The organism is Azospirillum mesophilum, assembly GCF_053470405.2.
In genome coordinates this window covers 1-20,862 of sequence record NZ_JBPXMQ020000018.1, presented here as the reverse complement: position 1 = coordinate 20,862, position 20,862 = coordinate 1, and the positions used below count along the sequence as shown (strand labels likewise).

The following is a 20,862-nucleotide window of genomic DNA, read 5'->3' as shown; positions in this document are numbered from 1 at the left end:
ACGTCCGAATTCCGCGTGAGGGGTCGGGCGTATGGTGGGCGACAAGTTCGGCGTGACGCTGCGGCTGGGGGCCGGCTTTGCCGGCGTGGCCGCGCTGACCGTCGCCGCTACGGTCCTGGCTCTGGAAGCCACCGGTGCGCTTCCCATGGACTTGCTGGCAAGGGGCGGCCTCCCGCCCGTTATGCCGGCGCTGCTGGCGGGGATGAGCCTGCTGTGCGCCGGCGCGCTGGGAACGACGGTCACCCGCAGCCTCGTCCGCCGGCTGGGCCGGCTTCGCCGCAGCCTGCACCACCTGATCGACGAGGCCGGCGTTTCGGCCGGCGGCGCCCCCCATCATCCCGACGCGCGCTTCCCCGACGACACCAGTGCGGACGACCCGGTGGAACGCATGGCGCGCGCCATGGACGCCGTCGCGCACGAGGTGCGGCACCGCGAGCGGGCTTTGCGCACCAGCGAGGCGCGCTTTCGCGGGCTGATCGAGGGGTCCATCCAGGGCATCCTGATCCATCGGGGCTTCAAGCCGCTGTTCGTGAACGACGCCTACGCCCGCATCTTCGGCTTCACCGCGGCGGACGAGGTGCTGGAGCTTCCCGACCTCAACGTGCTGATCGCGCCGGAGGAGCAGCCGCGCGCCTGGCGGTCCTACCTGACGCTGATGGACGGGCGGGTGCCGTCGGGCGTGCAGCGGCTGCGCAACCTGCGCCGCGACGGCGAGACGGTGTGGGTGGAGATGATCGACCGCGTGGTCGACTGGATGGGCGAGCCGGCGGTGCAGACCACCGTCGTGGACGTCACCGACCGCGTGAAGGCCGAGGATCAGGTGCTGGAGACCGCCGCCCTGCTGCGCGCGGCCATCGAGGCGATGCCCAGCGGCATCCTGATGCTCGACGCGGAGGAGCGCATCGTCCTCTACAACCGCCGCTTCTGCGAGCTGTGGAACGTGACCCCGGCGGAAGTCGATGCCAACCCGACCCTGGAAGGCTTCCTCATCTACGCGCTGGAGCGCGGTGACTTCCCGGAGGCCGAGGGCGAGCGGTTCATCCGGGACCGGCTGGAACGGCTGCGCTCCGGCCTGCCATACGCCTACGAACGGCGCAACATGCAGGGCCGCGACCTGGAAATCCGCGGGCAGCAGCGGCGCGACGGCGGCTGGGTCATCACGCTGACCGACATCACCGACCGCACCCGCGCGCTGGAGGCCCTGCGCGACAGCGAGGCGCGCTTCCGCGATCTGGTCGAGGGCTCGGTCCAGGGCATCGTGGTGATGCGCGACTTCAAGCCGCTGTTCATCAACCACGCCTACGCCGGCATGGCCGGCTACGACGACCCGTCGGAACTGATGACCGGTTCGCTCCTCCAGCGGCTCGTCCCGCCGGAGGAATACGCCAACCTGCTGGAATGGAACCGCCTGTTCAGCACCGGGGCGCTGACGGAGGAGATGCGGCGGCGCACGCGCATGCTGCGGCGCGACGGCTCGCGCATCTGGGTGGACCTGTGCACCCGCGCCATCGACTGGAAGGGGCAGCCGGCGATCCAGCTGATCTGCGTGGACATCACGCCCCAGGTGGAGGCTGAAGCGGCGCTGGCCGCCAAGTCGGCGCAACTCCAGGCCCTGTTCGAGACGATGCCGACCGGCGTGTGCATGTTCGATGAGAACCTGCACGCCGTCCTGCACAACCGCCTCTACCGCGAGCTGTGGGGCTATCCGGAGGAGCTGCTGGCGATCCGGCCGACCCTGCTGGAGTTGATGCGCTTCAACGCCGCGCGCGGCGACTACGCCGACGCCGACCTCAACAGCGGCGTGGACGCGGAGGCCGGGCGCACCGCCGGCATCATGCGCCGGGGCGAGACGGTGGACATGGAGCTGGTGATCCGCGGGGGCATCGTGCTGGGCGTCCGCGGCAACGCCATGCCCGACGGCGGCTACGTCTACACCTACGCCGACGTCACGGAACGCCACCGCGCCGAGGCCGCCCTGCGCCAGGCCAAGGAACACGCGGAGGAGGCGGCGCGCGCCAAGTCCACCTTCCTCGCCGCCATGAGCCACGAGATCCGCACGCCCATGAACGGCGTGCTTGGCATGCTGGAGGTGCTGGACCGCACGCCGCTCGATTCCGAGCAGCGCAACGTGCTGAGCGTGATCCGGGAGTCCGCCTCGGCCCTGCTGACCATCATCGACGACATCCTCGATTTCTCGAAGATCGAGGCCGGGCGGCTCCAGCTCGAATCCGTGCCGACCTCGCTGCGCGACATCGCGGAGGGGGTGGTGGACCTGCTGGCGACCCGCGCGCGGGAGAAGCGCCTGGACCTCATCACCCGCGTGGCGCTGGGCGGGGCGGAGGTTCGGCTGGGCGACCCGGTGCGCCTGCGCCAGATCATGCTGAACCTCGTCGGCAATGCCATCAAGTTCACGGAGCGCGGGCACATCGCCCTGTCGCTGGCCGGCGGGCGCGATGGCGGGCTGGTGCGGATCGAGGTGCGTGACACCGGCATCGGCCTGGACGAGGAGCAGCAGGCCCGCCTGTTCCAGCCCTTCACCCAGGCCGACGCCTCGACCACGCGGCGCTTCGGCGGGTCGGGCCTCGGCCTGTCGATCTGCCGCCGCCTCGTCGAGATGATGGGCGGCGATATCGGCGTGGAGTCGCGCCCCGGCGAGGGCTCCACCTTCTGGTTTGAGGTGCCCTTGCCGCCGGCCGGCGACGCGGGGGCCGACCATGCGCCGCGCCCCGGCGCCGACCTCGCCGGGCTGCGGGTGCTGGTGGTGGACGACTGCGGCCCGCTGCGCGAGGCCTTCGCCGACGCGCTGGCCGGGGCGGGCGCCCAGGTCGCCGTCGCGGCGGACGCCGCCGCCGGCTTCGACGCGCTGCGCCGGGGACTCCAGGCCGGCTTCCCCTTCGACGTGGCGGTGGTGGAGCACGACCCCGGCCTGCTGGACGGGCTGGGGCTGGCGGGGGCGCTGGCGCGCATGCCGGCGCTCAGCGACACGCGCATCCTCGTCGCGACCAACCACGACGACGCGGGGGCCGGCGGCAGTGGGGTCGCCGCCGTGCTGATGAAACCGGTGCGGCAGGCCACCCTGCGCGTCGCGGTCGCCCGCATCGCCGGCCGCCACACGCCGGAGGCCGACGAGTCCCTGCCCGTGGAGATCGGCACCGTCCAGCCACCCACGGTGGAGGAGGCCGAAGCGGCCGGCGCCCTGATCCTGGTGGCGGAGGACAACCCGACCAACCAGGTGGTCATCCGCAAGCAGCTGGAACAGCTGGGCTTCGCCGCCCTGCTGGCCGGCGACGGGGCGGAAGCGCTGCGGATGCTCCGGGAACGCGCCTTCGGCCTGCTGCTGACCGACTGTCACATGCCGCAGCTCGACGGCTACGAGCTGTCGCAGCGCCTGCGCGCGCAGGAGCGCGACAGCGGCCGGCGCCTGCCCATCATCGCCCTGACCGCCAGCGCCCTGATCGGCGAGGCGGAACGCTGCTTCGCCGCCGGGATGGACGATTACCTGTCCAAGCCCGTGAACATGCAGACCCTGTCGCGGACGCTGGCGCGCTGGCTGCCCCAGGCCCTTCCGCTGCGCCGCCCGTCCAGGGAGGGGGCTTCGAACGGGGGCGCTGCCACGCGCGCCGCCGTGGACAACGGGCGCGGGAACGGCAAGGATACAGCTGTGCAGCGCACGAATGATCGCGTGGGCGATGGCGCGAGCTGCGGCGCAAGCGGAGGCGGGGCGGCCATGAGCGTGGCAAAGACGGAATCCGGCGGCTTGGCCGTCCTCGACCTCGACCATGTGGTCGACACCTTCGGCAGCCTGGACGGGGCGCGCGACCTGCTCGGCTACTTCCTGGAAACCACCGCGCCGATCCTGGACGAGGTGGAACGCGGCCTGGACCTTGGGGACGCGGAGGAGGGACGCCGCGCCGCCCACGCCGCCGCCGGCGCCGCCCGCACCGCCGGCGCCAAGGAGTTGGCGAAGCTCTGCTCCGAGATCGAGGTGCTGGCGGCCAAGGGCCATGTGGACGCCGCGCGCGCGCAGGTGGCCCCCCTGCGCGCGGCATTCGGTCGCGTAGAGTCCTTCATTCTTAACGGCCTGTAACGGGACCCCCCATAAATCCCCTCGCCCGCCTCCGGCGGGAGAGGGAGGGTGAGGGCAAGGTTTTTTGCGAGAATCCAGGGAAAGTGGAGCGAGGACTCTCGGATCGACCTTGCCCTCACCCTCCCACGCCTTCGGCGCGGGCCCCTTCCTCTCCCGGCGGGGCCGGGCGAGGGGTCTAGGGTCCGTATTCCCTTGCTACAAAACCGTCAGCCGATTTCTCTGGGTTGTAACGGTCTGACGGTTGCTCGCGGACGCGACAGGCTTTATCAGTGTTCGCAGGACGAATAAGTGGTACCCCCGCCCACAGCGCGGGCTCTGCCGGATGAGGGGGCGTCGATGGACAAGAAGGCGGTCGAGTACGATCAGTACAAAATCCTCGTCATCGAGGATCAGCCCTTCGTCCGCCGGACCATCATGCAAATCCTCATGCAGATCGGTTTCCGCTCCATCGCGGAGGCCGACAACGGCGAGACGGGGATGCAGGAATGCATCCGCTCCAACCCCGACATCATCGTTTGCGACATCGACATGAAGCCGGTGTCGGGTCTTCAGTTCCTCGCCCAGCTGCGCGCCAGCGCCGAGGTGAAGAACAACCGCACCCCGGTCGTCTTCCTGACCAACCACACCGAATCCGAGATCGTGAAGAAGGCGATGGCGCTGGGCGTCAACGGCTTCGTCGTCAAGCCGCCGTCCTTCGGCGCGCTGAAGGAGCGGGTGGACCGCCTGCTGGCCGCCCGGTAAGGAGCGGAACCGGGCGCGCGGGACGGGGAGGCGTCGGATGGCCGTTCATGAACAGCTCGACGCCGTGCTGGCCGCGGTCGCGCAGGGCGTCCTCGTCCTCGGCGCCGACCTCCGGGTCGCCCACCTGAACGATGCGGGGCGGACCCTCCTCGACCTGCCGGCGCATCTGGCGGAGCCCGGCGCGGCGGCGCGCGATCTGGTCTGGCACTGGGCGGAGCGGGGCGACTTCGGCCCCGGCGATCCGGCCGAGCTGGCCGCCGAATGCATGGCGCTGCTGGCCCTTCCCGAACCGCACGCCTTCGAACACCATGCGCCGGGCCGCCGCGTGCTGGCCGTGCGGTCACGACCGCTGCCGGGCGGCGGCGTCGTGCTGGCCTACAGCGACGAGACGGACTACCGCCACGCGGTGGACGACCTGCACGCCGCCAACGCCACCCTTGAACGCTCCGTCGGGGAACACGCCCACACCATCGCCCGCCTGTCCGCCGCGCTGGAGTCCGTCAACGGCCGCGTGGAGGAAGCGGTGCGCGACAAGGCCCGCACGCTGGCGCTGGTCAACCACGCGCTGCGCGCCTCGGCCGGGTCGATGCTGGAACCGGCACGGGCGCTGCTCGCCGGACCGCTGGGGCACCAGGAGCGGGGCCATGTCGGCAGCCTGCTCCGCTCGCTCGACTCGCTGCGTCTGATCCTGGACGATCTCAGCGATCTGGTGCGGCTGGAATCCGACGAAATCCGCCTGGACGAGGCCCCCTTCACCGTCGAGACGGTGGTCGGCAGCGTGGTGTCGGCGCTCGGCGAGGTGGCGGAGGACCGCCGCCTGACCCTGGAAGCCGACATCGACGTGGCCGTCCCGACGACGGTGGTCGGCGACGCCGCATGGCTGCGCCATGTGCTGGTCGAGCTGGTCGGCCGCGCCGTGCGCGACACCGACGCCGACCGCGTGACCCTGTGGGTCCGGCCCGTGGAGTTGCCGGACGGACGCGCGGGCCTGCGCTTCGCCGTGGGCGACGCCGGGCCGGACGCGGCGGAGGAGTTGCGGGCGTGGCTGACGCAGGGCGTGCCGCCGCTGGATGGCGCGCTGCGGCGGCAGGGCTGGCGCGGACTCGGCCTGCACATCGGGCGGCGGATCGTCGGGCTGATGGGCGGCGAGATCGGCGTGGAGGACGGCCCCGCCGGCATCAGCGTGCTGTGGTGTACGGCGGCCCTGACCCCGATCACCGGGGAGACGGCGCCCGAGGTTGGGCGGGCCTCGCTCTCCATCCTGGTGGTCGAGGACAACCCGGTGAACCAGCGCGTCAACGCCTGGCTGCTGCGAAAGGACGGGCACCGCGTTGCCGTCGTCGGCGACGGGCGGGAGGCGGTGGACCTCGCCGCCAAGGGCGGCTTTGACGCGGTCCTGATGGACCTGGACATTCCTGGCCTGGACGGCATCGCGGCGACGCGGGCCATCCGCGCCCTGCCGGCTCCCCTGTCAGCGGTGCCGGTCATCGCCATCACCTCCAGCGCCTTGCCCGACGACATCGAGCGCTGCCGCGCCGCCGGCATGGACGATCATCTGCCCAAGCCCGTGAACCCGGCGGCCCTGACCCGCGTGCTGGCCCGCCTGACCAGCCCGGCGGCCGCGGCCCCGGCGGGGGAGGGGGCGACCGATCCGCCGGACGAGGGCGACGGCTTCGACGCGGGCGTCCTGAGCGCGCTGGAAGACGTGATCGGCCGCGCGAAGGTGCTGGAACTGGTCGACGACGCGCTCGCCCACGCGCGCGACGCGGAAGGGCAGCTGGCGCTCGCCCGCGACCTGATGGATCCCACGATCTTCACCGCCATCACCGGCGAGCTGAAGACCATTGCCGGCACCGTCGGCCTGACGGGCGTCTACCAGAGCGCCCTGGCGCTGGAACGCGCCCTGCGCGGCGCGGACGAGGAGGCGGTCGCCGCCCAGGCCGCGCATCTGGCGCGCCAACTGGCCGCCGGGGTAGACCGGCTGCGCGACCAATGGACAACCGTGTGACCGTGGAGCGTGTGACTGTGGAGGAGGACAGGGTGCTTCGTGTGAAACCGGCGGTGATGGGCCTGGCCTCGTGCCTGCTGCTGGTGGCCTGCTCGGGCGAGCCGGCGGAATCGGACATGCGGACGCTGGTGGAGGCGCACACCCGCAAGGCCCTGGAAGGCCAGGGACGCGGCGGCTTCCAGGGGTTCGAGCAGTTCCGCAAGCAGGGCTGCGTGGACGCCAAGGTCAAGCCTTCCGGCACGGCCCAGGCCGCCGCCCCTCAAGCGGCGCCGGCTTCCGCGTCATCCGGCAGCCAGTACGACTGCTACTACGCCGCCACCATCCCGGCCCAGCCGGGCCGCCCCGCCGTCACCGTGAACGGCAAGGGCCGCTTCACTCGCACCGACAAGGGCCTGCAATTCGAGGATCTCGGCGCGCAGCCGCGATAGGGGCTTTTCAAAAAATCTCAGGTTCAACCCCCTCGCCCGCCTCCGGCGGGAGGGTGAGGGCAAGGTTTCCCCGAGAATCCAGGGTATGTGGTCGCAGGGTTCTTGGGCAGACCTTGCCCTCACCCTCCCATGGCTTCGCCATGGGCCCCTCCCTCTCCCAGCGGGGCTGGGCGAGGGGGATGAAAGACCCCCGGAAGAGAAAGCATCGTCTGGAAAAGAAATCGGCCGGTCATGATCGTGTCATGACCGGCCGCGTCGATGATGGTGGAAGGGGCTGGATTCGAACCAGCGTACGCATACGCGGGCAGATTTACAGTCTGCTGCCTTTAACCACTCGGCCACCCTTCCGCTGCTGCTTGACGCGGCCATCGGAGACCTGCGGTCCGGAGGGCCGAAGCACCGTCCGTCGCGCGGGTGGCGTTATCTAGCGGTTGGGCCGGCTGCGGTCAAGCGTCTTTGTGATCAAATCGCCGGAGTTTGAAATATCAGGCGCCCTCGCTCCGGGCGGCGCGGGCGAGCGCGCTCAGCGGGTCGCCGTCCTCGCCGCCGAAGCAGACGGCGAAGTCGTCGCACACCTCGCAGTTCGGCGATTTGCACAGCAGCAGGCCCTCGCGCTCGCACAGCTGGCGGTAGAAGAACTTCTTCCACTTCATGTCGGCACTGTTGCGCTTGACCAGATCGGGGAAGTGGCGGCGGAACATGGCGTTCAGTTCCAGCCGGCTGGCGAAGCCCATGTCCTGCCAGAGGTGGTTCGGCTCCAGCGAACGGCGGGCGACGATGGCGGCCAGCCACTCCTCCTCCTCGGCACCGCGCGCGCGGTGGTCGAGCAGGAAGGCGCGCAGGTCCTCCTCCTCGATGGCATCCTCGCCGGTCTCGTCCGGCAGGCCGGCGACGAGCGGCGCGTGGTCCGGCGCGTGCCGCGCGGCCAGCGCCGCCAGGGCATCGCGCCCAAGGCCGAGCGCTTGGGTAAGGGGGCGGTCCGGGTCCAGCGCGGCCAATCCCAGGATGCGCCCGAACAGCAGCCGGTCAAGGTCCGGGCCGCTGAGGCGATCAAGTGGAGGTTCGGGCGAAATCGAGAGGACAGGTGCGGCGGTCACAGGTGCGGCGATCATGGCAGCGCGCTCCCGAACGATGGGTCATAGGACATTCCCTATCCCCATCGTGAACCAAATTTCCGCAACCGCGAAGTGGTTTTTGTGCGGCGCAGCGTTATGGGCCGACGATTTCCGCCGTGAAGCGTTCGAAGAAGCCGGTGATGACCCGGTCGGCCTTGGCCTGGACCAGCTTCACCGCGAGCCGCCCGACCGCACCGCCCAGCGCCGCCGCCAGCGTGTAGGACAGGTGCGTGTGGCCCTCCACCTCCTCCAGCGTGATGCGGGCCTCGCCCTTCACGGCGCCGGCGAGGCCGCCGCTGCCCTCGGCATAGAGGACGTAGTAGCGTGGCGCGTCGGTGGGGGCCAGCCGCAGCCGCCCGGCGAAGCGCGCCTTCAGCGGCCCCACGCTGGCGCGCACGCGGGCGGCGTATTCCGTGGGCGACAGCCGGTCGATGTCCTCCAGCACGGGGATGCAGCGTTGCAGCACGACGGGATCGCAGAGCGCCGTGAACACCCGCTCCCGCTCCGCCGGAATCCGGTACTGGCCGCTCAATTCCATGGGGCACCTTCTGGACGTCTCAACCGCCGAACCGATTTGGTATACCGGACCTGATGTTCCAAGACGCAAGACCGGCGAAGAGGGCGACCATGCGGCAAGCCGTCACAACGCTGACCATTCCGACGCGCGGCCAGGGGCTGGTCGAGGTCACCGATCCGATCGCGCGCTGGCTGGCGGGGCAGGGCCAGGACACCGGCATTGAGACCGGCCTGCTGACCGTCTTCTGCCGGCACACCTCGGCCTCCCTGGTCATCCAGGAGAACGCCGACCCCGACGTGCGCACCGACCTGGAGCGCTTCTTCAAGCGTCTGGTCGCCGAGGACCCGTCGCTCTACGACCACAGGCTGGAGGGGCCGGACGACATGCCGGCCCACATCCGCTCCGCCCTGACCACGGTGCAACTGTCCATCCCCGTGCTGGACGGGCGCATGGCGCTGGGCACCTGGCAGGGCGTCTATCTGTTCGAGCATCGCCGCCACCCGCACAGCCGGCAACTCGTGCTGCACCTTCTCGGGGAACCATGAGGAAGCGTAGGTTGGGTTAAGGCATAGCCGCAACCCAACATTGTCGCTTGGCAGCGTGTGTTGGGTTGCGCTGGCGCTTAACCCAACCTACGGGGCTCAGCCCTTACCCCGCCGCCTGGACGGGGGCGCTGGACTGGCGCAGGCGCTCCAGCAGGGACTTGGTGGCGAAGCCGTCGGGCACGGCGCCGATGGACTTCTGGAAGCGCCGCACGGCGTTGCGCGTGTTGGCGCCGACGATGCCGTCCTGCGCGCCGGGGTCCATGCCGATGGAGGCGAGGCGCTGTTGCAGCTCGACCCGTTCGTCCTTGCTCAGCGCCAGCTCGTTGCGCGGCCAGTTGCCCTGGATGCCCGGCAGCCCGGCGATGCGGTCGGCCAGCAGCGCCACGGCCAGCGCGTAGCTGGTGGACGGGTTGTACTTCATGATCGCGCGGAAGTTCTCGCGCACCAGGAAGGCCGGCCCGCGATGGCCGCCCAGCACCAGGATCGCCGCCGGCTCCTCGCCCGACAGATCGCCGCCGTTCACCGGCCGCACGCCAAGGCGGCGCCATTCCGACAGGGGCTTGGTGATGTTGTATTCGGCCTGATCGAAGGGGAACCCCTCCGGCAAGGCGACTTCCTCGCCCCAGCGCTCCCCGGCGCGCCAGCCGTTGGCTTGCACGAACTTGGCGGTGGAGGCGAAGACGTCCGGCAGGCTGCCCCAGATGTCGCGGCGGCCGTCACCGTCCTCGTCGGTGGCGTGCTTCAGGAAGATGGTCGGCATGAACTGGGTCTGGCCCATGGCCCCGGCCCAGGAGCCGGTCATCCGCTCCGGCGCGATGTCGCCGCTGTCCAGGATGCGCAGGGCGGCCAGCAGCTCCGTGCGGAAATAGCCGGTGCGGCGGCCCTTGTAGGACAGCGTCGTCAGCGCATCCACGACGGAGAAGGAGCCGGTGCCGCGGCCATAGTCGGACTCGGCACCCCAATGGGCGACCAGCACCTCCGCCGGGACGCCGGTGCGCTGGGTGATGCGCTGCAACAGCGCCGCGTTCTCCTGAATCTTCTGCCGGCCCTGCTGGATGCGGGCCTCGGACACCATGCTGTCCAGATACTGCCAGGGCTGTCGAGTGAACTCCGGCTGGGCGGAGTCGAGTTCGATCACGCGGTCGGACAGCCTCACCTGCGCGAAGGCGCGGTCGAAGGTCTGCGGGCGGATGCCCTGGCCCAGAGCCTCCGCCCGCAGGCCGGCCAGCCAGTCCTTGAAGCTCAGCGCCGGCTGCGGAGCCTGCTGCGGGGCGGCGGAGGGCAGGGCCGCGGCGGAGGACGACGCGACCGTGGCGGCCTGCGCCGTGGTGGCGGTGACGGCGGGCGGCGCGCCGGCCGACTGGCAGCCGGCCAGGATCGTGGTGGCGAGCAGGAGGCGGACGGGGAGGGACGGCAGGGGGCGCATGCGCTCTTCGGACCTGGGAGGAGAGGGAAACCGGGCGCAAGCGTAGGACGGACGGCCCTTTCGCTCAATCGACATTTAACGGCCGACGGTCTGCGGGCAAGGCCTTGGAAAGCGTGAACAAACCTTGAACGTGCGGCCTCAAATCACCATATCGGGGCTACACCAAAAACAACGGAAGAGACGTTTTCGGCCGCGCCTTCGGGGTGCTGCCAGGAGGACCGCCATGCCCTATTTCCCCACCATCGAGCTGACCCCGCAGGTGTCCCTGCTGCTGGCCCGGGGGGCGCTGCATCTGAACCCCGGCCAGTGGGTGCGCGGGGACAAGGGACGCGGCCGTTACCTCCGCACCGACCCGCGGACCGGCGTCACCTACGTCAGCTGGCTGTGCCCCGGCGACGACTGGGACACGGCGGCCCAGCGCTTTCACCGCGCCTGCCGGAAGGGCTTCATCGGCAAGTACCGCGCCAACTACGAGGCCGAAAAGGCCCGCCGCGACATGGCCCGCCTGATCGCCGAGGCCGACCGCGCCGAGCCCAAGGCCCCGGCGCAGGACGAGCGTCAGCCGATGCTGTTTTGAGCAGCCATGCTTTGTGTTGGCAAATCGGCGCTTGCCCCCTCCCTAACCCTCCCCCGCCCTTGGCGGTGGAGGGAACTGCCGTCGCTTTGCTCTAGCCCCCTCTCCCGCGTAGCGGGGGAGGGTTGGGGAGGGGGCAAGGCAACCGGGAACCGCATCCCCCGGCGCTTGGTTTCTCCGTGACGTGAACAGCGGAACACCACGCACCGGGGGAGAGTTCGTTTGGCCGAAGGGTCCACCAAGGTCGTCGTCGCCGCACTCGCCGGCAATCTCGCCATTGCGGTGACCAAGTTCGTCGCCAGCGCCTTCACCGGCAGTGCCGCCATGTTCAGCGAGGCGGTCCACTCCGTGGTGGACAGCGGCAACCAGGTGCTTCTGCTCTACGGCATCCGCCGCTCCCGCCGGCCGGCGACGCCGGAGCATCCCTTCGGCTTCGGGCGCGAGGTCTATTTCTGGTCCTTTGTGGTCGCGGTGCTGCTGTTCGGCATCGGTGCCGGGCTGTCGCTGTACGACGGCTGGGCGGCGCTGCACAACCCGCACCCGGTCGAGACGCCCTGGGTCAACTTCACGGTGCTGGGCATCGCCGCCCTGTTCGAGTTCGGCTCCTGGTGGATCGCCATGCGGGAGTTCCGGCGCACCACGCAGGGGCTTCACCTGCTCTCCGCCGTGCACCGGTCCAAGAACCCCTCCGTCTTCGTCGTGCTGTTCGAGGACAGCGCGGCGCTGGTCGGGCTGGCCATCGCGGCCGCCGGGCTCGCGGCGGGGGAGATCACCGGCAACCCCGTCTACGACGCCTGGGCCTCGCTCGCCATTGGGGCGGTGCTGGCAGTGGTGGCGGCGCTGCTCGCTTACGAATCCAAGGGGCTGCTGATCGGGGAGGCGGCCGACCGCCGCGTGGTCGACGGCATCCGCCGCATCGTGGGGGAGGAACGGCGGGTCAAGCGCACCATCGACGTGCTGACCATGCATCTGGGGCCGGACGATGTGCTGCTGAACATGTCGGCGGAGTTCCAGGACGAACTGACCGCTGACGACGTGGAAGACACCATCTGCGCCCTGGAGGCCCGCATCCGCGGCCAGTTCCCCCAGGTCCGCCGCATCTTCGTGGAGGCGGAGGCCATGCGCCTGCACCGCGACCGCCCCGCCCCCGTCGTGCAGGCCCGCGCGGGATGAACCCCATGGGGATGCCCGACATCCGCATCGGCTGCGCCGGCTGGAGCATACCCAAGCTCTCCGCCCCGGCCTTCCCGGCGGAGGGCACGCATCTGGAACGCTACGCGCGCGTCTTTCCAGCCGTGGAGGTCAACAGCAGCTTCTACCGCCCGCACAAGCCGGAGACCTGGGCGCGCTGGGCCGAATCCACCCCGCCGGGCTTCCGCTTCGCCGCCAAGCTGCCGCGCAGCATCACGCACGAACGCCGGCTGAAGGATTGCCTGGAACCGCTGGAACGCTTCCTGTTCGAGGTCGGGCACCTCGGCGACCGGCTGGGGCCGCTGTTGGTGCAGTTGCCGCCGACCCTGCGCTTCGACGCCTCCGTCGCCGAGCCCTTCTTCACCTCGCTGCGCGCCCGCTGCGGCGGCCTGATCGTCTGCGAGCCGCGCCATCCCAGCTGGTTCACGCCCCCGGCCGAGCGCCTTCTGGTCGACCACGCCGTCGCCCGCGTCGCCGCCGACCCCGCCCCGGTGCCGGAGGCCGCCGAGCCCGCGGGCTGGGACGGTCTGCGCTATTGGCGCCTGCACGGTTCGCCAGTGATGTACCGCAGCGCCTATCCCCTGGACGTGCTCGACCGCCTCGCCGCGCGTCTGGCGCGGGAAGCGCGGGAGCGGCCGGTCTGGTGCATCTTCGACAACACGGCGGATTTCCACGCGGTCGATGACGCGCTGACGATGTGCGACCGTTTGGCCCCGCACGGAGGTCAGAGAGACAACTCCGCCGCCTGAGACTATCCTTCGCGCGTGAGATGGTCGCGCAGAGGCGGTCGGGCATGGATACGATCTTGCTGGTCCTTGTGATCGCCGTGCTGGCGTTCCGCTTCGACCACCGGCTGACGCTCCAGGAGCGTCAAATCACGGCGTTGCGTCGGGCTCTGGCCGAGTTGGCCGAGGGGCGCACCGCACCGCCGCCCGTTCCGGCCGAGACCGCCCCGGAAACCCCAACGGAACTCGCGGCGGAGGCGCCGCCGGAACCGGCTCCTTCCATCCCGTCCGCCACGCCGGCACGGCGTTCCACGCTTCGCAAGCTCGAAGAGTCCCTGGCCGAGCGCTGGCTGATCTGGCTGGGCGGGGTGACGGTGGCGCTGGCGGCGGCCTTCTTCATCAAGCTGTCCGTCGAGTCGGGCTGGCTCGGCCCCGGCGTTCGGGTGGCGCTGGGGCTGTTGTCCGGGTTCGCGCTGATGGTCGGCGGGGAGTGGCTGCGGCGGCACAACGCGGCCTCGACGCTGCCCCAGCCACCCTGGCCCGACAACGTTCCGCCCGCCCTGACGGCGGCGGGGCTGTTCACCGGCTTCGCGAGCGTCTACGGCGGGTTCATTCTGTATGACCTGTTCGCCCCGCTGGTCGCCTTCGGGCTGCTCGCCGGGCTGGCGGCGCTGGGCATCGCCTTGTCGCTGTTGCAGGGGCCGTACATCGCGGCGCTGGGGCTGCTGGGCGGATTTGCCACGCCGCTGCTGGTGCCCTCCGACAACCCGCTGGTGTGGGGGCTGTTCGCCTATCTGCTGGCGCTGTCGGGCGGCGGCATGATGGTGGTGCTGTGGCGGGGCTGGCATTGGCTGGGGCTGGGGACGCTGGTCGGCGCCTCCGTCTGGGTGCCGGTCTGGTACGTCGCGGACTGGAGCCCCGGCGACGCGCTGCCGGTCGGGCTGTATCTGCTGCTGCTCGCCGCCCTGTTCCTGATGCCGGCCGTCCTGTCGCCGGCCCCCTTCGCGCCGGAGCCGTCGCGACTCTTCGGCGTCCCGCGCTGGCGGGGCCGCCCGCCGAACGACCGGCTGGCCCTGTCTGCGGCGGTGGTGCTGGCCGGGCTGACCGTCTTCCTCGTTTGGGTGGACGGGCACCGCGCGGTGTCGCTCGCGATGATGGCGCTGTTCGGCGCGCTCTGCATGGTCGCGGGCCGGCGGGTGGAGCGGCTGGCGGGGATCGCCTGGATCGCCGCGCTCGCCGCCATGGTGGCGCTGGCCGGCTGGACCGTGCCGCACTGGCCGCCCGCCCCGCCGCCCCTGAACGCCGAGGGGCAGCCCTACATCCCGGCTCCCGGCGAGGGGCTGACGGTCCTGGCGCGGCGCTTCCTGTGGGCGGTGGCCGGTTTCGGCGCGCTCTATGGGATCGGGGGCTTCCTGGCGCTGTGGGGATCGGTGCGGGCGGCGCTGTGGTCGGCGGTGTCGGCGCTGACGCCGGTGTTCCTGCTCGTCCTGGCCTACTGGCGGCTGGACCCGCCGCAGACCGACCGGCTGTGGCCGGTGGCGAGCCTGTCGCTGGCGGCCCTTCTGGTCGCGGCGACGGCCCCGCTGGCCCGCAACCGGCATCGGCCGGGCGCCAGCCTGGGGCTGGCCGCTTTCGCCGCCGCCGCGGTCGGCGCGCTCAGCCTCGGCGCCACCATGCTGCTGCGCGAGGCGTGGCTGACCGTCGCGCTGGCCCTTCAGGTGCCGGTGCTGGCGTGGCTGGAGCATCGGCTGGGGCTGCGTTCGCTGCGCGCGGTGATCCTGCTGGTGGCGCTGGCGGTGCTGGCCCGGCTGGCGCTGAACCCCTTTATCCTCGATTACCAGAACGGCGGGCTCGGCTGGATTCTCTACGGCTACGGGCTGCCGGCGGCGGGATTCTTCCTGGCCGCGCGGTGGCTGCGCTGGGCGCCGGACGGGCGGGGCGACGACGCGGTGGTGGCCCTGCTGGAGGCCGGCGCGCTGGTCTTCACGACGCTGCTCGTCTCGCTGGAGATCCACAACCTGACGCGCGGCACCCTGTACGAGCCCCCCAACACCCTGCGCGAGCTCGCGCTGCACACGCTGGCGTGGCTGGTGCTGGCGCTGATCCTGTCGGCCGACCGGCGCTGGAGCCTCCGCCCCGTTGCCGTCTGGGGCCGGCGCGTTCTCGCGGCGCTGGCGACTGCCCAGGCGGTGTTCCTGCATCTGCTGGCCCTGAACCCGCTCGCCAGTGGCGAATCCGTCGGCGCGTGGCCGGTGGTGAACACGCTGCTGCTGGCCTACGGATTGCCGGGTCTGCTGGGGCTTCTGTACCTGCGGATCGACCCGCTGCCGCCTTGGCTGAGGCGCTGGGGCGCGCTGGTGCCGCTGGCCCTGCTGGGCATGAATCTGGCGCTGGAGATCCGCCACGCTTTCCAGGGTCCGGTGCTGTCCGGCGCCGTGCTGACCGACGCGGAATGGTACAGCTATTCCGCCGGCTTCCTGGCGCTGGCCGTGGTCCTGCTGGTGCTGGCGCTGCGGCTGGGGCTCGGCTGGCTGCGGCACGCGGCTTTGGCGTTGGTGCTGGCGGTGGTGGCGAAGGTGTTCCTCTCGGACATGGCGCAGCTCGGCGGGCTTTACCGCGTCGCCTCCTTCCTCGGGCTGGGGCTGAGCCTGATCGGTGTTGGCTATCTGTACCGGCGGCTCCAGGGGCCGGTCCGGACTGTTTGATAGGCCAACGGTGTCGTTGACAGACGCCGCCGCCCGCGTTCCGATAGCGGACCAAAGCGCGACAAACCAAGAAAGGGAGGAACCACCGTCATGACCGAGACCATCGCCCACCCCATCCTGCCCGACGGCGACACCGGCTTCACGGTGGAGGCCGCATCGATGAAGTTCGGGCGCGGCGTGCTGGCCGAACTCGGCAACGACGCCAAGGCCATGGGCATGCGCCGCGTCGCCCTGTTCACCGACCCCGTGGTGGCCGGCATCGCGCCCTTCGCCGCGGCGCTCGCCTCGCTCAAAGGGGCCGGTCTGGATGTGGTGGTCTACGACCGCTGCCGGGTGGAGCCGACCAGCGCCTCTTTCCTCGACGCGGCGGCTTTCGCGCGGGACGGCGGGTTCGACGGCTTCATTTCCATCGGCGGCGGGTCGGTGATCGACACGGCCAAGGCAGCAAACCTCTACGCCACGCACCCGGCCGACTTCCTGGCCTACGTGAACAAGCCGCTGGGCGAGGGGCGGCCCGTGCCCGGCCCGGTCAAGCCGCACATCGCCTGCCCGACCACCTGCGGCACGGGCAGCGAGACGACCGGCGTCGCCATCTTCGACCATGTGGAAAAGCAGGTGAAGACCGGCATCTCCTCCCGCTACCTGCGGCCGAGCCTCGCGGTTGTGGACCCGGCGACCATCGACAGCCTGCCGCCGGGGGTGATCGCCTCCACCGGCTTCGACGTGCTGACCCACGCGATCGAGAGCCACACGGCGCGCCCCTACCGTTCCCGCCCGCGGCCTGACGCGGCGAACCCGCGCCCGCCCTACCAGGGCGCCAACCCCTGGTCGGACATCGGCAGCCTGCAGGCCATCAAGCTCGGCGGCACCTATCTGGAGCGCGCGGTCAACGACCCGGCGGACGAGGAGGCGCGCGACGCCCTGATGTTCGCGGCGACGCTGGCGGGGCTGGCCTTCGGGAACGCGGGCGTGCACATCCCGCACGCCATGTCCTACTCGGTCGCCGGCATGAACCACAGCTTCACCGCCACCGGCTACGAGAAGGCGGAGCCCATGGTGCCGCACGGCATCTCGGTCGTGCTGAACGCGCCGGCCGCCTTCCGCTTCACCGGCCCGGCCGCGCCCGAACGTCACCTCCGCGCCGCCGAGGCGCTGGGCGCCGACGTGCGCGACGTGTCCCCCAGCGACGGCGGGGCCATCCTGGCGGCGCGGCTGATCGCCATGATGCGGGCGACGCACCTGCCGAACGGTCTGTCGGCGCTGGGCTACAAGCCGGCGGACATCCCCGGCCTCGTCCAGGGGGCCATGGCCCAGCAGCGCCTGCTGACCATCGCGCCCCGCCCGGTGACGGAGGATGACCTGCGCGCCCTCTACGCCGACGCCATGCGCTATTGGTGAGCGGCCGCTTTTTCCGATCGGTGCCGGAGGGTGCGGTAATCGGGCGCGCCCCCGGCATTTTCCTTTAAATCGTTGAAAATCCTCGCTTGCGTGCTTTTTCGCAGTTGCAGCACGGATTCTTGCCGCTTTTTTCGGACGAGGAAGACGGCTACGCTTCACCTAACAAAATTTGCGCAACAGAATCAAATTATATCAAATTGCACCCAACGCCCCACATCGCGCACGACAAGATCCGGCGACCGGCGACGGCGGCACCTCCGCCGCCCCGGCGTCCGCAGTATTTCCGCGAGCGTGACCGTTTCGTTGGCTTCGCCTTCGCCGCCGCCGACCTGCTGATCGAGACGGACACGAAGGGCAACATCCTGTTCACCGCCGGGGCGCGCTGCCGCCTGATCGAAGGCGACGTCAGCGGGCTGGTGGGCACGAACCTGCTGGACGTGGTGTCGCCCAGCGACCGCAAATACATCCACGTCCTGTTCAAGCGCATCCAGGACAAGGCCCGCATCAAGCCGGCCCGCGTCATCTTCCAGGGCCACGACGGGCACCGCTTCCCGGCGCTGCTGGGCGGCTGCCGGCTTGATTCCTGCCCGGGGTCGCTGTTCCTGACGGTCCTGCTGTCCTCCAGCCCGCGCGCCACGCACGAGGCGCTGGCGGTGGCCGGGCAGCTTCTCGACGGGCACGCCTTCAGCAACATCCTGGAGGAGCGCATCATCAAGGCCCGCGAGAAGGGCCTGGACCACGGGCTGACCCTGCTGCTGGTGGAGGGCTTGCAGTCCATGGTGGACGCGCTGCCGGAAGGGGCGGCGGACGAGGTGAAGCAGGGGATCGAGGCCTACCTGCGCGCGATCTCCGCCGACGGCGACAGCGCGGGGAAGCTGGCGACCGACCGCTACGGCATCGTGCACGCCAGCGACATCGACGGGCAGGAGGTGCAGACCCACATCGCCCAGATCATCCACGACGCCGGCGGGGAGCTGCCGGGCGGCATCCGCACATGGTCGCTGGACGTGGCGGACGAGCGGCTGGACCCGGCCGACGCGGCCCGCGCGCTGGTCTACACGGTGCAGGCCTTCGCGTCGGCCCAGGGCGGGGAGTTCACCATCGCCAGCCTGGAGGACGGCGCCAAGCGCATGCTGTCCGACGCGGTGGACCGCATCGGCCGCCTGCGCGCGACCATCGAGAAGCGGGACTTCTTCGTCGTCTACCAGCCCATCGTCGACATCGGTAGCCAGGCCGTCCACCATCTGGAGGCGCTGACGCGGATCGAGGGCATGCCGTCGCCCGCCGACTTCATCACCTTCGCCGAGGATGTCGGGCTGATCTACGACTTCGACCTGCTGCTGACGCAGTCGGTGCTGGACACGCTGAAGGCTTACCAAAAGGAACCGCTGCTGCCGGACGTGGCGATCAACCTGTCCGCCAAGACGCTGATGAGCCCGATCTTCCTGCGCCAGTTCCAGGCGGTGACGGAGCCCTACGGCGATCTGGCGCGCAAGCTGCTGATCGAAGTGACGGAGACGGTCGTCGTCACCGACATCGCCAAGCTCAACGAGGTGCTGCAAAAGCTGCGCGCCGCCGGCTACCGCATTTGCCTGGACGACGTCGGGGCGGGCTCGACCTCCTTCCAGTCGCTCTACGGCATCCAGGCGGACTTCGCGAAGATCGACGGGCAGTTCGTGCGGGGCGCGGTGAACAGCAGCCGCGACATGGCGATGCTGCGGTCGATGGTGGACGTGTGCCACCAACTCGGCCTCGGCCTCATCGGGGAGCAGGTGGAGGGGCCGGAGCATGCCCAGCTTCTGACCGACCTGGGCGTGCCGCTGGCGCAGGGATACCTGTACAGCCGCCCCTCGCGCGACTTTGCCTATTTCGCCAAGGACTGGTCGAAGATGGCGAAGAAGGGCGGCAAAATCCTGTGGAAGAGCTGAGCTTTCGCTGCGTTTCCCGCCGCGTTACGCCAGTTCCTGGGCGGCTTCGAGGCGGTGGCGCGCCTCTTCCAGAAGCTCCCGGTTGCGGCTGATCATCTCGCGGCAGGCGCCCGCGCCGTTGTGCAGACGGACTTCACCCAGGATACGTTCCGCCTCGTCCAGCGTGTTCAAGACGGTGATCGCGGTGTCCATATCCATGGCGAATCCTCCGGCTGATGCGTTCCAACCTATGCCCTGACCAATCGGTCGTACTATGTACAAAGCATTAATTTGCAGCGCAGCATAGGGGATGGATTGTCGCAGCCCGCGAGCCGATATGCAACATTTTCGCTAAATACGAGTGTGCTTACGGCTTGCGCGTCTCCAACGCATCGGTTTGCAGGCGAATGACCTTCTCCGTGGTGGAAAAGCCCTGGCGGCGGGTCAGCACCGCGACCACCGTGGCGCTCGCCAGGATGAAGAACCAGGGGCCGAGCATCCAGGCCAGCGCCGACATGGCGAAATAGTAGGCGCGCATGCCCCCGTTCAGCGCCGTCACCGCCAGCGTCATCGCCTCGGCGATGGTCGCGGCCATGGCGTGCCGTTCCGCGTCGGGAATCGGCGGCAGCGGGGCGGAGCCGAGCAGGGCGCAGCAGTAGTTGTACTGGCGCAGCGCCCAGGTGAACTTGAAGAAGCCGAAGGTGAAGATCCCCACCAGCAGCAGCATCTTCAGCTCGAAGAACTCCCGCGACGTCCGCACCGTGAAGGACAGGTTGCCGATGATGTCGTGCGCGTGCTCCACCGCCCCGAAGGCGCCGACCAGCCCCGCCAGCACCAGCATGTTGGTGCTCGCGAAGAAGGTGCAGCTGTGCATCGTGTGGCCGATGAGCTGCGAGTCCATGATCCGGTTCTCGCGCTCCAGCATTCGCTCCATCCAGTGCCGCCGCACCACCTTCAGATGCTGGTTGACCGCCACGCGGCCCTTCAGCAGGTGGTCCTGGATGACCGTGAAGCCCATCCAGCACAGCAGGAACCAGACAAAGGCGAAGGCGTCGATGAGGGTGATGTCGGGCGGCACGGCAGCGCTCGGCGATGGGGGGATCGTCGTCCGGTGTAGCCGCGCGCCGGCCGACTGTCCAGGAACACCGCGTTCAGGCCCAGGGCCATTCAAAGAAAGCCGTTCTTGACGGTTGCAATGGTGGCACAGCGATCTTCGGCGCAGGCCATGCGGACGGCGGGGAGTGGGGCGCCGAAGAGATTGGCGATGCCCAGCATGGTGTTGCGCAGCATCGCCATGGCCTGGGGCACGGCGCCGGATCGCACCCGGCTGGCGTCTTCGCTCAAGAGGACGTCACGCCTCCAGTGCAGGCGGTTCTCGATGCCCCAGTGGTTGCGGGCGAGCGCGAGCAGCGCCGCAGGCGAGGCGTGGTCGCGGTCCAGGCTGGTGATGGCGTAGACGGTTTCGTGCGAGATCGCGCCCTTGACCTCGCGGGTC

17 protein-coding genes and 1 tRNA gene are annotated in these 20,862 nt (G+C 70.2%); 11 read left to right on the top strand and 7 right to left on the bottom strand.

What is annotated here, in order from left to right:
- Window positions 1-31: 31 nt before the first annotated feature.
- From ACSVC7_RS18150 to ACSVC7_RS18135, 4 genes are all read left to right on the top strand, one after another.
- Window positions 32-4,087: a PAS domain-containing hybrid sensor histidine kinase/response regulator gene (locus ACSVC7_RS18150; protein WP_448205800.1), complete on the top strand. Its 4,056-nt coding sequence runs from the start codon at window positions 32-34 to the stop codon at window positions 4,085-4,087.
- Window positions 4,088-4,423: 336 nt separating this feature from the next.
- Window positions 4,424-4,828 (top strand): response regulator, encoded by a 405-nt coding sequence (locus tag ACSVC7_RS18145; protein WP_448205801.1) that lies wholly within the window; start codon window positions 4,424-4,426, stop codon window positions 4,826-4,828.
- A 37-nt stretch (window positions 4,829-4,865) separates the two neighbouring features.
- Complete coding sequence (locus tag ACSVC7_RS18140; protein ID WP_448205802.1) at window positions 4,866-6,836, top strand: response regulator; 1,971 nt, start codon at window positions 4,866-4,868, stop codon at window positions 6,834-6,836.
- A 32-nt stretch (window positions 6,837-6,868) separates the two neighbouring features.
- Window positions 6,869-7,264: a hypothetical protein gene (locus ACSVC7_RS18135; protein ID WP_448205803.1), complete on the top strand. Its 396-nt coding sequence runs from the start codon at window positions 6,869-6,871 to the stop codon at window positions 7,262-7,264.
- A 262-nt stretch (window positions 7,265-7,526) separates the two neighbouring features.
- Here ACSVC7_RS18135 and ACSVC7_RS18130 read toward each other — a convergent pair.
- The 3 genes from ACSVC7_RS18130 to ACSVC7_RS18120 form a co-directional block, all read right to left on the bottom strand.
- A tRNA-Tyr gene (locus ACSVC7_RS18130) sits at window positions 7,527-7,612 on the bottom strand.
- Between the two features lie 137 nt (window positions 7,613-7,749).
- Window positions 7,750-8,376, bottom strand: a complete 627-nt coding sequence (locus tag ACSVC7_RS18125) for a nitrogen fixation protein NifQ (RefSeq protein ID WP_448205804.1) — start codon at window positions 8,374-8,376, stop codon at window positions 7,750-7,752.
- A gap of 97 nt (window positions 8,377-8,473) precedes the next feature.
- A complete protein-coding gene (locus tag ACSVC7_RS18120) occupies window positions 8,474-8,917 on the bottom strand; it encodes an SRPBCC family protein (RefSeq protein WP_448205805.1) in 444 nt (147 codons plus the stop codon).
- Window positions 8,918-9,006: 89 nt separating this feature from the next.
- Here ACSVC7_RS18120 and ACSVC7_RS18115 point away from each other — a divergent pair, with 89 nt between their 5' ends.
- Complete coding sequence (locus tag ACSVC7_RS18115; RefSeq protein ID WP_448205806.1) at window positions 9,007-9,441, top strand: secondary thiamine-phosphate synthase enzyme YjbQ; 435 nt, start codon at window positions 9,007-9,009, stop codon at window positions 9,439-9,441.
- Window positions 9,442-9,544: 103 nt separating this feature from the next.
- On the opposite strand, the gene ACSVC7_RS18110 is transcribed toward ACSVC7_RS18115, so the two are convergent.
- Window positions 9,545-10,867, bottom strand: coding sequence for a lytic murein transglycosylase (locus ACSVC7_RS18110; protein ID WP_448205807.1), 1,323 nt, complete (start codon window positions 10,865-10,867; stop codon window positions 9,545-9,547).
- Window positions 10,868-11,090: 223 nt separating this feature from the next.
- On the opposite strand from ACSVC7_RS18110, the gene ACSVC7_RS18105 reads away from it, so the two are divergent.
- The 6 genes from ACSVC7_RS18105 to ACSVC7_RS18080 all read left to right on the top strand — a co-directional run bounded on the left by ACSVC7_RS18105 (window position 11,091) and on the right by ACSVC7_RS18080 (window position 19,388).
- Window positions 11,091-11,444, top strand: a complete 354-nt coding sequence (locus ACSVC7_RS18105; protein WP_448205808.1) for a hypothetical protein — start codon at window positions 11,091-11,093, stop codon at window positions 11,442-11,444.
- 219 nt (window positions 11,445-11,663) lie between these two features.
- On the top strand, window positions 11,664-12,614 hold the full coding sequence (locus tag ACSVC7_RS18100; protein ID WP_448205809.1) for a cation diffusion facilitator family transporter: 951 nt from the start codon (window positions 11,664-11,666) through the stop codon (window positions 12,612-12,614).
- Between the two features lie 5 nt (window positions 12,615-12,619).
- Window positions 12,620-13,381, top strand: coding sequence for a DUF72 domain-containing protein (locus ACSVC7_RS18095; protein WP_448205810.1), 762 nt, complete (start codon window positions 12,620-12,622; stop codon window positions 13,379-13,381).
- Window positions 13,382-13,425: 44 nt separating this feature from the next.
- Window positions 13,426-16,062 (top strand): DUF2339 domain-containing protein, encoded by a 2,637-nt coding sequence (locus ACSVC7_RS18090; RefSeq protein ID WP_448205811.1) that lies wholly within the window; start codon window positions 13,426-13,428, stop codon window positions 16,060-16,062.
- 90 nt (window positions 16,063-16,152) lie between these two features.
- Complete coding sequence (locus tag ACSVC7_RS18085; protein WP_448205812.1) at window positions 16,153-17,460, top strand: hydroxyacid-oxoacid transhydrogenase; 1,308 nt, start codon at window positions 16,153-16,155, stop codon at window positions 17,458-17,460.
- A 197-nt stretch (window positions 17,461-17,657) separates the two neighbouring features.
- Complete coding sequence (locus tag ACSVC7_RS18080; RefSeq protein ID WP_448205813.1) at window positions 17,658-19,388, top strand: EAL domain-containing protein; 1,731 nt, start codon at window positions 17,658-17,660, stop codon at window positions 19,386-19,388.
- A 24-nt stretch (window positions 19,389-19,412) separates the two neighbouring features.
- Here ACSVC7_RS18080 and ACSVC7_RS18075 read toward each other — a convergent pair whose 3' ends face one another.
- From ACSVC7_RS18075 to ACSVC7_RS18065, 3 genes are all read right to left on the bottom strand, one after another.
- Window positions 19,413-19,586 carry a hypothetical protein gene (locus ACSVC7_RS18075; protein ID WP_448205814.1) on the bottom strand — a complete coding sequence of 58 codons (174 nt, stop codon included), beginning with the start codon at window positions 19,584-19,586 and terminating at the stop codon, window positions 19,413-19,415.
- 148 nt (window positions 19,587-19,734) lie between these two features.
- A complete protein-coding gene (locus ACSVC7_RS18070) occupies window positions 19,735-20,445 on the bottom strand; it encodes a DUF599 domain-containing protein (protein ID WP_448205815.1) in 711 nt (236 codons plus the stop codon).
- An 89-nt stretch (window positions 20,446-20,534) separates the two neighbouring features.
- The coding region (locus tag ACSVC7_RS18065) for a transposase (protein WP_483508494.1) at window positions 20,535-20,862 on the bottom strand (328 nt) is incomplete at its 5' end.

Coding starts and splice junctions, on each gene's coding strand:
- ACSVC7_RS18150 (WP_448205800.1), top strand. CDS start 32: ATGGTGGGCGACAAGTTCGGCGTGACGCTGCGGCTGGGGGCCGGCTTT.
- ACSVC7_RS18145 (WP_448205801.1), top strand. CDS start 4,424: ATGGACAAGAAGGCGGTCGAGTACGATCAGTACAAAATCCTCGTCATC.
- ACSVC7_RS18140 (WP_448205802.1), top strand. CDS start 4,866: ATGGCCGTTCATGAACAGCTCGACGCCGTGCTGGCCGCGGTCGCGCAG.
- ACSVC7_RS18125 (WP_448205804.1), bottom strand. CDS start 8,376: ATGATCGCCGCACCTGTGACCGCCGCACCTGTCCTCTCGATTTCGCCC.
- ACSVC7_RS18120 (WP_448205805.1), bottom strand. CDS start 8,917: ATGGAATTGAGCGGCCAGTACCGGATTCCGGCGGAGCGGGAGCGGGTG.
- ACSVC7_RS18115 (WP_448205806.1), top strand. CDS start 9,007: ATGCGGCAAGCCGTCACAACGCTGACCATTCCGACGCGCGGCCAGGGG.
- ACSVC7_RS18110 (WP_448205807.1), bottom strand. CDS start 10,867: ATGCGCCCCCTGCCGTCCCTCCCCGTCCGCCTCCTGCTCGCCACCACG.
- ACSVC7_RS18105 (WP_448205808.1), top strand. CDS start 11,091: ATGCCCTATTTCCCCACCATCGAGCTGACCCCGCAGGTGTCCCTGCTG.
- ACSVC7_RS18095 (WP_448205810.1), top strand. CDS start 12,620: ATGGGGATGCCCGACATCCGCATCGGCTGCGCCGGCTGGAGCATACCC.
- ACSVC7_RS18090 (WP_448205811.1), top strand. CDS start 13,426: ATGGATACGATCTTGCTGGTCCTTGTGATCGCCGTGCTGGCGTTCCGC.
- ACSVC7_RS18085 (WP_448205812.1), top strand. CDS start 16,153: ATGACCGAGACCATCGCCCACCCCATCCTGCCCGACGGCGACACCGGC.
- ACSVC7_RS18075 (WP_448205814.1), bottom strand. CDS start 19,586: ATGGATATGGACACCGCGATCACCGTCTTGAACACGCTGGACGAGGCG.